Source organism: Pseudomonas trivialis, assembly GCF_001439805.1.
Lineage (GTDB): Bacteria > Pseudomonadota > Gammaproteobacteria > Pseudomonadales > Pseudomonadaceae > Aquipseudomonas > Aquipseudomonas trivialis.
This window is the reverse complement of sequence record NZ_JYLK01000014.1, coordinates 78,479-91,282: the sequence shown is the minus strand read 5'-3', so window position 1 is coordinate 91,282 and position 12,804 is coordinate 78,479. Positions and strand designations below refer to the sequence as shown.

The following is a 12,804-nucleotide window of genomic DNA, read 5'->3' as shown; positions in this document are numbered from 1 at the left end:
CGGGACTACTCGGCGACCTCATACAGCTCGCAATATTCAGCCCAACTCAAGCCGGCCATTTGCGCCACTTCCTTGTGCACCTCCAGGCGCTGGGCGGCGAAGGTTTCGGGCGATTCGGCGGTGAGCTTGAGCGTCAACTCCCAGGCAAACAGACCCTGACGCTCGGCTTCGGCTTCAAAGGCTTCGTTAAGACGCTCGGCACGGTATTCGGCCAGGGTTTCACCCTTGGCCCGGGCTGCGAGCGGGTTCAGGGTGTCCAGCTCGGTTGCGAGTGCCGGGTGATCGCTCAGGAAGCGATCCAGCGCCAGTTGATGGTTATCGCCGGGTTGAGACAAGGGCGTGCTCCTCTGCAAAATCTCAGATGTCGGTCTGTAGGTTGCGCCGGGCGCGTTTGCGCAGGCGACGGTCGATTCGGGAATGAATCGGCTCCAATAGAAAGAACATCAGGTAGGCCGTCAGTACCAGCGTCAGATCCACCCAGGTTCCGGCAACCGGTTCGTCTGAAAATATCTCGACCACATCCTTGATCAGGAACAGCAAAGCGACCCCGCCCAGCCACAGCAAGGCCTTGAACAGCAACGGCTGCAGGTTGTTCGACAGTTTGTATTGCATCCCGGGCTTACCTCTGCGGTGCATGACTTCCTCTCAGGCAATGGTGGGGGAGTAGGCCACCGGGTCTGAAAGCGTCACCGATGATAACGATTAGGCTGGTTTAGGGATTGATCCAGAGCAGAAAGTTCATTTATTCGGCGACGACTGCCAACGTCACGTCGCCGCAGCAGGGACCAGAAAAGCGGCCTCCAGCAATTGACGCGTATACCCATGCTGGGGATCAGCAAAGATCGTCGCCGCATCGCCCTGTTCCACCACTTGCCCCTGTTTCACCACCATCAGTTGATGGCTCAATGCCTTGATCACCGCCAAATCATGGCTGATGAACAAGTAGGTCAGGTTGTACTTGGCCTGCAACCCGCGCAGCAACTCCACCACTTGGCGCTGCACCGTGCGATCCAGGGCTGAAGTCGGCTCGTCCAGCAAAATCAGCCTGGGCTTGAGCACCAGCGCCCGTGCAATCGCAATACGCTGGCGTTGCCCGCCGGAAAACTCGTGGGGGTACCGGTGTCGCGACGCCGGGTCCAGCCCCACTTCCCTGAGCGCCGCAATAATCGCCGCTTCCTGCTCGGTCGCCGTGCCTATCATGTGAATGCGCAGGCCTTCTCCGACGATTTCGCTGACGCACATCCGCGGGCTCAAACTGCCGAACGGGTCCTGGAACACCACCTGCATCTCCCGGCGCAATGGCCGTACCTGTTGCTGAGTGAGCTGATCCAGTTGCTGGCCTTCGAAACGGATGCCGCCCTTGCTCGCGATCAACCGCAGGATCGCCAGTCCCAGGGTGGATTTGCCCGAGCCGCTCTCGCCGACGATGCCCAGGGTCTGGCCCTGGGGCAGGCTGAAGTTGATGCCGTCCACCGCCTTGACGTAATCGACAGTGTTGCGCAGAAAGCCCTTCTTGATCGGAAACCAGACCTTCAGGTCGTCGACTTCCAGCAAGGGCGGCCCAACTTCATTGGTGGCCGGCCCACCGCTGGGTTCCGCCGCCAGCAGTTCCTGGGTGTAGGGGTGTTGGGGCGATTGGAACAAGGTCTCGCAGTCGGCATGTTCGACGATGCAACCCTGTTGCATCACGCACACCCGATGGGCAATGCGTCGCACCAGGTTCAAGTCGTGGCTGATCAACAGCAGCGCCATGCCCAGCCGCGCCTGCAGTTCCTTGAGCAGTTCGAGAATTTTCAGTTGCACGGTGACGTCGAGGGCGGTGGTCGGCTCGTCGGCGATCAACAGTTCCGGCTCGTTGGCCAGGGCCATGGCGATCATCACGCGCTGGCGCTGGCCACCGGACAGTTCGTGGGGCAGGGCCTTGAGGCGCTTGTGTGGCTCGGGAATGCCCACCAGTTCGAGCAGTTCCAGCGTGCGCCGGGTGGCCACCTTGCCGGTGAGGCCCTTGTGCAGGCCGAGTACTTCGTTGATCTGTTTTTCGATGCTGTGCAATGGGTTCAACGAGGTCATCGGCTCCTGGAAGATCATCGCGATGCGATTGCCGCGAATATGCCGCAGGGTCTTTTCCTTGAGCGTCAGCAGGTCTTGTCCGGCATAGCGGATGGTGCCGCTCGGATGCCGCGCCAGCGGGTAGGGCAGCAGACGCAGGATCGAATGGGCGGTGACCGATTTGCCGGACCCGCTTTCGCCCACCAGCGCGAGGGTTTCGCCGCGCTTGATGTCGAAGCTGAGGGTGTTGACCACGCGTTGGTGGTGCTCGCCCGTGACGAACTCGACAGAGAGGTCGCGGACTTCGATCAGATTGTCCTGATTCATCTCATTTCCTCGGGTCGAAGGCATCGCGAGCGGACTCGCCGATAAACACCAGCAAACTCAGCATGATCGCCAGCACGGCAAAGGCACTGATGCCCAGCCACGGCGCCTGCAGGTTGGATTTGCCCTGGGCCACCAGCTCGCCCAGGGACGGCGAACCGGCCGGCAGGCCGAAGCCGAGGAAGTCCAGGGCGGTGAGGGTGCCGATGGCGCCGGTGAGGATGAAGGGCATGAAGGTCATGGTGGAGACCATCGCATTGGGCAGGATGTGGCGGAACATGATCGCGCCGTTCTGCATGCCCAGTGCCCGGGCTGCGCGCACGTATTCGAGGTTGCGCCCGCGCAGGAACTCGGCGCGCACCACGTCCACCAGGCTCATCCACGAGAACAGCAGCATGATTCCCAGCAGCCACCAGAAGTTGGGCTGCACAAAACTGGCCAGGATGATCAGCAGATAAAGCACCGGCAAACCGGACCAGATTTCCAGAAAGCGCTGCCCGGCCAGATCCACCCAGCCGCCGTAGAATCCCTGCAGTGCGCCGGCGATGACGCCGATGATCGAGCTGAGCACGGTCAACGTCAGCGCAAACAATACCGACACACGAAACCCGTAGATCACCCGCGCCAGTACGTCGCGGCCCTGGTCATCGGTGCCCAGCAGGTTGACGCTGGACGGTGGCGCGGGGGCCGGCACCTTGAGGTCGTAGTTGATGCTCTGGTAGCTGAACGGGATCGGTGCCCACAGGGTCCAGGCGTCCTTGGCCTTGAGCAGTTCGCGGATGTACGGGCTTTTGTAGTTGGCTTCCAGCGGGAATTCGCCGCCGAAGGTGGTCTCCGGGTAGCGCTTGAGCGCCGGGAAATACCAGTCGCCGTCGTAGTGCACGGCCAGTGGCTTGTCGTTGGCGATCAACTCGGCGCCCAGGCTCAGGCCGAACAGGATCAGGAACAGCCACAGCGACCACCAGCCACGCTTGTTCGCCTTGAACCGCTCGAACCGGCGGCGATTGAGGGGGGACAGGTTCATCTCAATGCTCCCGGCTGGCGAAGTCGATACGCGGATCGACCAGGGTGTAGGTGAGGTCGCCGATGAGTTTTACCACCAGCCCCAGCAGGGTGAAGATGAACAGCGTGCCGAACACCACCGGGTAATCGCGGTTGATGGCGGCTTCAAAACTCATCAGGCCCAGGCCGTCGAGGGAGAAGATCACTTCAACCAGCAGCGAACCGGTAAAGAAGATGCCGATGAACGCCGAGGGGAATCCGGCGATCACCAGCAGCATGGCGTTGCGGAACACGTGACCGTAGAGCACGCGGTGGTTGGTCAGGCCCTTGGCCTTGGCGGTGACCACGTATTGCTTGTTGATCTCGTCGAGAAAGCTGTTCTTGGTCAGCAGGGTCATGGTCGCGAAGTTGCCGATCACCAGCGCGGTGACGGGCAGCGCCAGGTGCCAGAAGTAATCGAGGATCTTGCCGCTCACGCTCAGCTCGTCGAAGTTGTTGGAGGTGAGCCCGCGCAGGGGGAACCAGTCCAGGTAACTGCCGCCGGCAAACACCACGATCAGCAGGATGGCGAACAGGAACGCCGGGATCGCGTAGCCGACGATGATTGCCGAGCTGGTCCACACGTCGAAATGGCTGCCGTGCCGCGTGGCTTTGGCGATGCCGAGGGGGATCGACACCAGGTACATGATCAGCGTGCTCCATAACCCCAGGGAGATGGACACCGGCATCTTTTCCTTGATCAGGTCGATGACCTTGGCGTCACGAAAGAAGCTGTCGCCAAAATCCAGCCGGGCGTAGTTCTTGACCATGATCCACAAACGTTCCGGCGCCGATTTATCGAAGCCGTACATTTTTTCGATTTCCTGAATCAGCGCGGGGTCCAGGCCCTGGGCGCCACGGTAACTGGAGCCGGCCACGGCCACCTCGGCACCGCCGCCGGCGATGCGGCTGGTGGCGCCTTCAAAGCCTTCGAGCTTGGCGATCATCTGTTCCACCGGGCCACCGGGGGCGGCCTGGATGATGACGAAATTGATCAGCAGGATCCCGAACAGGGTGGGAATGATCAGCAACAGGCGGCGAACGATATAGGCCAGCATTCAATCGCCTCCCTTCGCCGGATCGGCGTCAGCCTGGGCGCCTGCGGCGGTAACCGGCGGCACATTGGGTTTGGCCCACCAGGTGGCGGTGCCGACGTCGTACAGCGGCGACACTTTCGGGTGGCCGAGGTTGTTCCAGTAGGCCACGCGGAACGTCTTGATGTGCCAGTTGGGAATCACGTAGTAGCCAAATTGCAGTACGCGGTCCAGGGCCTTGGCGTGGGCGATCAGGCTGGTGCGCGAGTCCGAATCGATCAGTTGCTCCACCAGTTGGTCGATGGCCGGGTCCTTGAGACCGATGTAGTTGCGGCTGCCGGGCTTTTCGGAACTGGTGGACTTCCAGAACTCGCGTTGTTCGTTACCCGGCGACGAGGATTGCGGGAAGCTGCCCACCACCATGTCGAAGTCCCGCGAGCGCAGGCGGGTGACGAACTGGGAGACGTCGACCCGGCGAATCACCAGGTTGATGCCCAGGTCCGCCAGGTTGCGCTTGAACGGCAGCAGGATACGTTCGAACTCGGTCTGGGCCAGCAGGAACTCGATGGTCACCGGTGTGCCGGTGGCGTCGACCATCTTGTCGTCAACGATCTTCCAGCCGGCCTGCTGCAGCAACTGGTAGGCCTCGCGCTGCTGGGCGCGGATCATGCCGCTGCCGTCGGTTTTGGACGGTTCGAAGGCCTGGGTGAATACCTCGGGCGGGATTTTGTCGCGCAGCGGCTCGAGAATGTTCAGCTCATCGGGGCCGGGCAGGCCGGTGGCGGCCATGTCGGAATTTTCAAAATAGCTGCGGGTGCGGGTGTAGGCGCCGTTGAACAGCTGTTTGTTGCTCCACTCGAAGTCCAGCAACAGGCTGATGGCCTTGCGCACGCGCACGTCCTGGAACATCGGCTTGCGGATATTGAACACAAAGCCCTGCATGCCGGTGGGGTTGCCATTGGGGATTTCTTCCTTGATCAGTCGGCCCTGAGTCACCGCCGGTACGTTGTAGGCATTCGCCCAGTTCTTGGCGCTGAACTCGGACCAGTAATCGAACTGCCCGGCCTTGAGTGCCTCAAGGGCCACGGTGGCATCACGGTAATAGTCGGTGACGCGGTTGTCGAAGTTGTACAGGCCCTTGTTGATCGGCAGGTCCTTGCCCCAGTAGTCCTTGACCCGTTCATAGCGCACGGACCGCCCGGCCTTCACTTCGGCCACTTGATAAGGGCCGCTGCCGAGGGGGAACTCCAGGTTGCCCTTGTTGAAGTCGCGGCTGGCCCACCAGTGCTTGGGCAGCACCGGCAGCTGGCCGAGGATCAGCGGCAGCTCGCGGTTGTTGGTGCGCTTGAACTTGAACAGCACGCGCAACGGGTCTTCGGCGATCACTTCGTCGACATCGGCGTAATAGGTGCGATAGAGCGGGGTGCCGTCCTTGATCAGGGTCTGGAAGCTGAAGACCACGTCGTCGGCGCGAATGGGGTGGCCGTCGTGGAAGCGCGCCTCGGGGCGCAGGTAGAAGCGCACCCAGCTGCTGTCCGGGGCCTTTTCGATTTTGCCGGCCACCAGGCCGTATACGGTAAAGGGCTCATCCAGGCTATGGATGGCCAGGGTGTCGTAGATCAGGCCGATATTGGCGGCGGGCACGCCTTTGCTGATGAACGGGTTGAAGCTATCGAAGCCGGTCAGGCTCGACTCGCGAAACGTGCCGCCCTTGGGCGCGTCCGGATTGACGTAATCGGTGTGCTTGAAGTCGGCCGGGTACTTGGGTGGCTCGTTGTACAGGGTCAGTGCATGCTGCGGCGCGGCCTGGGCGGCGCTGCACAGCAACAGGCTGCCCAGCAGGGCGTTGCGCAAAGACATCATTGGGCTTTCTCCGAAGCTTTCAGCCACCACGCGCTCAGGCCCAGGCTGTAGGGCGGCGTGGTGACAAAGGCGAACCGGTTACGGTAGGCCAGGCGATGATAGTTGAGGTACCAGTTGGGAATGCTGTAGTGCTGCCACAGCAGCACCCGGTCCAGGGCGCGGCCGGCGGCGAGTTGTTCTTCGCGGGTCTGGGCCGCGAGCAATTGGTCCAGCAGGTGATCGACCACCGGGTTGGCAATGCCGGCGAAATTCTTGCTGCCCTTGATCGCGGCCTGGCTGGAGTGGAAGTACTGCCACTGTTCCAGGCCCGGGCTGAGGGTCTGGTTGAGGGTGATCAGGATCATGTCGAAGTCGAACTGATCCAGGCGCTGCTTGTATTGCGCGCGGTCGACGGTGCGCAGGCGGGCGTCGATGCCGATGCTGATCAGGTTCTCGACATAGGGCTGCAGGATGCGCTCCAGGTTCGGATTGACCAGCAGGATTTCGAAGCGCAGCGGTTGTCCGTCCTTGTTCAGCAGGCGTTGGCCCGACAGTTTCCAGCCGGCCTCGCCGAGCAGGCCGAGGGCTCGACGCAGGGTTTCGCGAGGAATGCCGCGCCCGTCGGTCTGCGGCAGGCTGAACGGCTGAGTCAGCAGGTTGGGCGGCAACTGGTCGCGGTAAGGCGAGAGCATCAGCCATTCATGACCGACCGGTACGCCGGTGGCGGCGAACTCGCTATTGGGGTAATAGCTGAGGGTGCGTTTGTAGGCATTGCTGAACAGGGCGCTGTTGGTCCACTCGAAGTCGAACATCAGCCCGAGTGCTTCGCGCACCCTGGTCTGGCTGAACGTGGGCCGTCGGGTGTTCATGAACAGGCCCTGGCTCTGGGTGGGGATCTGGTGGGCGATCTGCGCCTTGATCACCTCGCCACGGTTGACCGCCGGGAAATTGTAGCCGTTGGCCCAGTTCTTGGCCTGGTGCTCGATATAAATGTCGAACTCGCCGGCCTTGAACGCTTCGAACGCCACATCGCTGTCGCGGTAGAACTCCACTTCGACTTTGTTGTAGTTGTAAAAGCCCCGGTTGACCGGCAGGTCCTTGCCCCAGTAGTCCTTCACCCGCTCGAACACCAGTTGCCGGCCCGGGGTGACCTTGCTGATGCGGTACGGGCCACTGCCCAGGGGCGGTTCGAAGGTGGTGGCCTTGAAGTCGCGGTGCTTCCAATAGTGCTGGGGCAGCACCGGCAGTTCGCCCAGACGCAGGATCAGCAACGGGTTGCCCGCACGCTTGAACACAAAGCGGATACGGTGGCGGTTGAGAATGTCCACCCGCGCCACTTCCTGCAGGTTGGTGCGGTATTGCGGGTGGCCCTCGGTGAGCAGGGTGCGATAGGAAAACGCCACATCGTAGGCGGTGATCGGCTTGCCATCGTGAAAACGGGCTTGCGGGCGCAGGTTGAACACCACCCAACTGCGGTCCTCACTGTATTCCACCGACTGCGCAATCAGGCCGTAGCTGGACGTGGGCTCGTCGCCGGACGGCGCGTACTGGCCGGTGCCGACCATCAGCGGCTCGTTCAACTCGTTGACGCCGTATTGCAGGAAATTGGGTGTGGACACCGGGCTTGAGCCCTTGAAGGTGTACGGGTTGAGGGTGTCGAAGGTGCCAAACGCCATCACCCGCAGGGTACCGCCTTTCGGCGCTGCAGGGTTTACCCAATCGAAATGGGTAAATGTGGCCGGGTACTTGAGCGTGCCGAACTGCGTGTAACCGTGGCTCTCGGTTATCGTCGCGTGCGCACCAAAGCTCAAGACCAGACTTATTAGTAGAAGGAGGGGACGCTTCAAGTCAGAGATCCGATCCAGGCGGCTTGGGCTTTATGATCGGTACAGTAACAGCTTGTTCCAGTTGGAAAAAGCCGGTTTGGATGATGGAGAACCAATGTGGGAGGGGGTTTGCTGCCGATGGCGATGTGTCAGCCAGTCCATGCGCTGGCTGAATCACTGCTATCGGGAGAAAACCCCCTCCCCACATTGGATTTTCAGTGTTGCCGAGGATTCAGCGCGGTGCCGAAACCACCAGCATCTGCCCCGGCTTCAGCGCCTGGCCCGTGCGCGGATTCCAGCGCTTGAGATGTTGCATCTCGACGTTGAAGCGCTTGGCGACGATAGACAGCGAGTCGCCTTTCTTGACTTTGTATTGCACCGGTTTTTTGGCACTGGCCACGGCGCGGCGGGTGTCCTGCATCACCAGGGTCTGGCCAACCTTGAGCGCCTGGCCATTGAGCTTGTTCCAGCGCTGCAGGTCGTGGACATCGACCTTGTTGGCCTTGGCGATCAGCGTGAGGTTGTCGCCGCTGCGCACCTTGTAGTTGCGGGTACGCCCGGCCACGGGCGCGGTCTCGACTTCGTCGAATACCTGCTTTTTCGGGCGCATGGCCAGCAGTTCTTCGGGCTTCATCGTCGACAGCGTGCTGGTCAGCAGCTGCGCCTTGGAGCTGGGGACGAGCAGATGTTGAGGGCCGTCGAGGGTGGTGCGTTGCTTGAGGGCCGGGTTGAGCTGGAACAGTTCGTCTTCGTCGATTTCAGCCAGCGCGGCGACCCGTGACAGGTCCATGCTCTGCTTGACCTCAACCACCTCGAAGTACGGCGTGTTGGCAATCGGGCTCAGGTTGACGCCATAAGCTTCCGGCGCCAGCACGACCTGGGACAGCGCCAGGAACTTGGGCACGTAGTCGCGGGTTTCCTGGGGCAGGGGCAGGTTCCAGTAGTCGGTGGGCAGGCCGAGCTTTTCGTTGCGCTCGATGGCGCGGCTTACCGTGCCTTCACCGGCGTTGTAGGCTGCCAGGGCCAGCAGCCAGTCGCCGTTGAACATGTCATGCAGGCGCGTCAGGTAATCCAGGGCGGCGGTGGTGGATGCGGTGATATCACGGCGGCCATCGTAGGCGCGGGTCTGGCGCAGATTGAAGTAACGCCCGGTGGAGGGAATGAACTGCCACAGGCCGACCGCATCGCTGCGTGAGTAGGCCATTGGGTTGTAGGCGCTTTCAATTACTGGCAAAAGCGCCAGTTCCAGCGGCATATTGCGCTCTTCGAGGCGTTCGACGATGTAATGAATGTAGAGACTGCCGCGTTCGCCGGCGTTTTCCAGAAAGGATGGGTTGCTGGCGAACCACAGGCGCTGTTGCTCGATGCGCGGGTTGACGCCTGCGCTGTCCTGTAATTGAAAGCCCCGACGCATGCGTTCCCAGACATCCTGGGGCACTTCGGGGCTGGGCTTCTCTGAAAGCCAGATGGGTTTTTGCTTGATCTTGGCGGCAAGATTCGGTTTGGGTTGCACGGTGGATTGTGCAGCATATTGGGTGGATTGGCAGCCCGCCAGAGTTGCGGAAACGGCCACCGCCACGGCTTGAGCCAGGCGGGTCAATGCGTCTGAAGAGATGGATTTACGAATAGATGACGACATTGGCTGGAAGTAAGTTCCGGGCAAAAATGTCGGGCGATTCTAGAAAGCGCTTTGGTTCCGGTCAACCATTCAGAAATTACGTATCAGAATACGTAGGCTTAGAACGTATCCTTCCATGCCCTCAAGCTGGCAAACACCTCGGCCCCAGCCCGGTTGTCGCGTCCATCCCGTTCGTCCGCTTTTTGTTTAACGGATGTTTCAGAGGTGCGCAGGAAGGGGTTGGTACGCTTTTCCAGGGCCAGGTTCGAGGGCAGCGTCATCTCGCCGCGAGCCCGCAACTGGCGGACGTTTTCCACCCGTTCGGCGATATCGGCATTGTGCGGTTCCACCGCCTGGGCAAATTTCAGGTTGCTTTGTGTGTATTCGTGGGTGCAATACACCTGCGTGTCGTCGGGCAGGTCGGCCAGACGCTGCAACGAGGCGTACATCTGCTGCGGCGTGCCCTCGAACAGGCGGCCACAACCGGCGGCGAACAGGGTGTCGCCGCACAGCAGCACGCCCTGGTGATAAAACGCAATATGGCCGAGGGTGTGGCCGGGTACGCTGTAGACGTCAAAGTCCCAGCCCAGCACGCTGATGCGGTCGTTGTCGTGCAGCGCCACGTCCCGCGCCGGGATGTTCTCGCTGGCCGGGCCGTAGACCCTGGCGCCGGTCACGTCCTTGAGCTGCGCAACACCGCCCACATGGTCATGGTGATGGTGGGTAACCAGGATGTCGCTGAGGGTCCACTCCGGGTTTTGCCTGAGCCAGTCCAGCACTGGCGCCGCATCGCCGGGGTCGACTGCGGCGCAGCAACGGGTGTGCGGGTCCTGTAACAACCAGATGTAGTTATCGGTGAAGGCGGGCAGGGCACTGATCTGTATCATTCTTCAATTCGCCAAGCTGAACACATTGGTGCATCTTAGAACGTCCAGGCGAGTAGGAGAATGCAATGACTGATAAAGCGTTCGCCCAGGCCGATCCTGAGTGGCTTGCACTGATCGGCGCAGCCCGCGAATGGCTGTCCGGGCCCATCGGGCAATTTTTGCTGGAAGAGGAACGGCGCATGCTCGAAGACGAGCTGGGCCGGTTCTTTGGTGGCTACCTGGTGCATTACGGCCCATCGGCCCAGACACCGCCCGACGCGCCGCAGGTGCAGCGCAATGTGCGCCTGGGGGCGCCATTGCCCGGCGTGGAGATTGTGTGTGAGGAGCAGGCCTGGCCGTTGAGCGAGCACGCCGCCGACGTGGTGGTGTTGCAGCATGGGCTGGATTTCTGTCTGTCGCCCCACGGCCTGTTGCGTGAAGCGGCGAGCAGTGTGCGCCCGGGTGGTCATTTGCTGATTATCGGTATCAACCCCTGGAGCACCTGGGGCCTGCGCCATGTGTTCGCCCAGGACGGCCTGCGCCAGGCACGGTGCATCGCGCCTTCGCGGGTGGGGGACTGGCTGAACCTGCTGGGCTTCGCGCTGGAGAAACGCCGCTTCGGGTGCTATCGTCCGCCGCTTGCCTCGACCCGGTGGCAGGGCCGCCTGGCCGGCTGGGAACGCCGCGCGGGTACCTGGCAACTGGCCGGTGGCGGCTTCTATCTATTGGTGGCGCGCAAGATCGTGGTCGGCCTGCGCCCGGTGCGGCAGGTGGCCCGCCAGCCCATGGGCAAGCTGGTGCCGATGCCGATGGCCAAGGTCAATCGCAAGCAAAGCGAACCCTGAACCCCTTTTTTTGATTCAAGACCGAGCAAACGATGACCGATACCGTAGAACTTTTCACCGATGGCGCCTGCAAGGGCAACCCTGGCCCTGGCGGCTGGGGCGCATTGCTGGTGTGCAAGGGCGTGGAGAAGGAACTGTGGGGCGGCGAAGCCAACACCACCAACAACCGCATGGAACTGATGGGCGCGATTCGCGGCCTCGAGGAACTCAAGCGGCGCTGCGACGTGCTGCTGGTGACCGACTCGCAATACGTGATGAAGGGCATCAACGAGTGGATGGTCAACTGGAAGAAGCGCGGCTGGAAGACGGCGGCCAAGGAGCCGGTCAAGAACGCCGACCTGTGGCAACTGCTCGACGAGCAATGCAATCGCCACAACATCACCTGGAAATGGGTGCGCGGGCATATCGGCCATCCAGGCAACGAGCGCGCTGACCAACTGGCCAACCGTGGCGTGGATGAGGTGCGCGGCTACAAGCAGAGCTGAGGCCGGCTGCCGTGTTAACATCGCGCCTTCTACACACTCCACCACACCGTTGAGAGCTGAACCCTGATGGCCATCCGATCTGTTGTACTCGATACCGAAACCACCGGCATGCCGGTGACCGACGGCCACCGGATCATCGAAATCGGCTGTGTCGAACTGATGGGTCGTCGCCTCACCGGGCGTCACTTCCACGTGTACCTGCAGCCGGACCGGGAAAGTGACGAAGGCGCGATTGGCGTCCACGGCATCACCGATGAGTTCCTCAAGGGCAAGCCGCGTTTCGCCGAGGTGGCCGACGAGTTCTTCGAGTTCATCAACGGCGCGCAGTTGATCATCCACAACGCGGCGTTCGACATCGGCTTTATCAACAACGAGTTCGCCCTGATGGGGCAGACGGACCGTGCGGATATTTCCCGGCACTGTTCGATCCTCGATACCTTGATGATGGCCCGTGAGCGTCACCCGGGCCAGCGCAACAGCCTCGATGCGTTGTGCAAGCGTTATGGCGTGGACAACTCCAACCGTGAACTGCACGGCGCCTTGCTCGACTCCGAGATTCTCGCCGACGTCTACCTGACCATGACCGGCGGGCAGACCAGTCTGTCCCTGGCCGGTAACGCGTCCGACGGCAGCGGTTCGGCGGAAGGTTCGGGCAACCGCCCTTCGGAAATCCGTCGCCTGCCGGCCGATCGCAAACCCACGCCCATCATCCGTGCGAGCGAGCAGGATTTGGCCGAGCATGTGGCGCGGTTGGAGGCGATTGCCAAATCGGCAGGTGCGCCGGCGCTGTGGACTCAACTGACTCAACAATGACTCGGATTCAAATGCGATCGAACGTGTGGGAGGGCGCAGGGCCCCTCTCACAGTTGATCGC

At 61.7% G+C, this 12,804-nt stretch carries 12 protein-coding genes; 3 read left to right on the top strand and 9 right to left on the bottom strand.

What is annotated here, in order from left to right; all coding sequences use genetic code 11:
- Window positions 1-5: 5 nt before the first annotated feature.
- From TU79_RS19035 to gloB, 9 genes are all read right to left on the bottom strand, one after another.
- Window positions 6-335, bottom strand: coding sequence for a DUF6388 family protein (locus TU79_RS19035; protein ID WP_057009444.1), 330 nt, complete (start codon window positions 333-335; stop codon window positions 6-8).
- A 22-nt stretch (window positions 336-357) separates the two neighbouring features.
- Complete coding sequence (locus TU79_RS19030; protein ID WP_057009443.1) at window positions 358-612, bottom strand: hypothetical protein; 255 nt, start codon at window positions 610-612, stop codon at window positions 358-360.
- 153 nt (window positions 613-765) lie between these two features.
- Window positions 766-2,376: an ABC transporter ATP-binding protein gene (locus tag TU79_RS19025; RefSeq protein WP_057009442.1), complete on the bottom strand. Its 1,611-nt coding sequence runs from the start codon at window positions 2,374-2,376 to the stop codon at window positions 766-768.
- Window position 2,377: 1 nt separating this feature from the next.
- A complete protein-coding gene (locus tag TU79_RS19020) occupies window positions 2,378-3,397 on the bottom strand; it encodes an ABC transporter permease (protein WP_003235508.1) in 1,020 nt (339 codons plus the stop codon).
- 1 nt (window position 3,398) lies between these two features.
- Window positions 3,399-4,472, bottom strand: coding sequence for a microcin C ABC transporter permease YejB (locus tag TU79_RS19015; RefSeq protein WP_003235509.1), 1,074 nt, complete (start codon window positions 4,470-4,472; stop codon window positions 3,399-3,401).
- Window positions 4,473-6,311 (bottom strand): extracellular solute-binding protein, encoded by a 1,839-nt coding sequence (locus TU79_RS19010; RefSeq protein WP_057009441.1) that lies wholly within the window; start codon window positions 6,309-6,311, stop codon window positions 4,473-4,475.
- Entirely contained in the window at window positions 6,308-8,137 is a 1,830-nt protein-coding gene (locus tag TU79_RS19005) for an extracellular solute-binding protein (protein WP_057009440.1), read from the bottom strand. Before TU79_RS19005 ends, TU79_RS19010 begins: the two co-directional genes overlap by 4 nt.
- Window positions 8,138-8,348: 211 nt before the next feature.
- On the bottom strand, window positions 8,349-9,755 hold the full coding sequence (locus TU79_RS19000) for a transglycosylase SLT domain-containing protein (protein ID WP_057009439.1): 1,407 nt from the start codon (window positions 9,753-9,755) through the stop codon (window positions 8,349-8,351).
- A gap of 98 nt (window positions 9,756-9,853) precedes the next feature.
- Window positions 9,854-10,621: a hydroxyacylglutathione hydrolase gene (gene gloB / locus TU79_RS18995; RefSeq protein ID WP_057009438.1), complete on the bottom strand. Its 768-nt coding sequence runs from the start codon at window positions 10,619-10,621 to the stop codon at window positions 9,854-9,856.
- Between the two features lie 65 nt (window positions 10,622-10,686).
- Here gloB and TU79_RS18990 point away from each other — a divergent pair, with 65 nt between their 5' ends.
- The 3 genes from TU79_RS18990 (at window position 10,687) to dnaQ (ending at window position 12,743) form a co-directional block, all read left to right on the top strand.
- Window positions 10,687-11,445 carry a class I SAM-dependent methyltransferase gene (locus TU79_RS18990; RefSeq protein ID WP_057009437.1) on the top strand — a complete coding sequence of 253 codons (759 nt, stop codon included), beginning with the start codon at window positions 10,687-10,689 and terminating at the stop codon, window positions 11,443-11,445.
- A gap of 32 nt (window positions 11,446-11,477) precedes the next feature.
- Complete coding sequence (gene rnhA, locus TU79_RS18985; protein WP_003207474.1) at window positions 11,478-11,930, top strand: ribonuclease HI; 453 nt, start codon at window positions 11,478-11,480, stop codon at window positions 11,928-11,930.
- A gap of 72 nt (window positions 11,931-12,002) precedes the next feature.
- The gene (gene dnaQ / locus TU79_RS18980) at window positions 12,003-12,743 is read left to right on the top strand and encodes a DNA polymerase III subunit epsilon (protein WP_169793802.1); all 741 of its coding nucleotides are present in this window, start codon (window positions 12,003-12,005) and stop codon (window positions 12,741-12,743) included.
- Window positions 12,744-12,804: the final 61 nt, after the last annotated feature.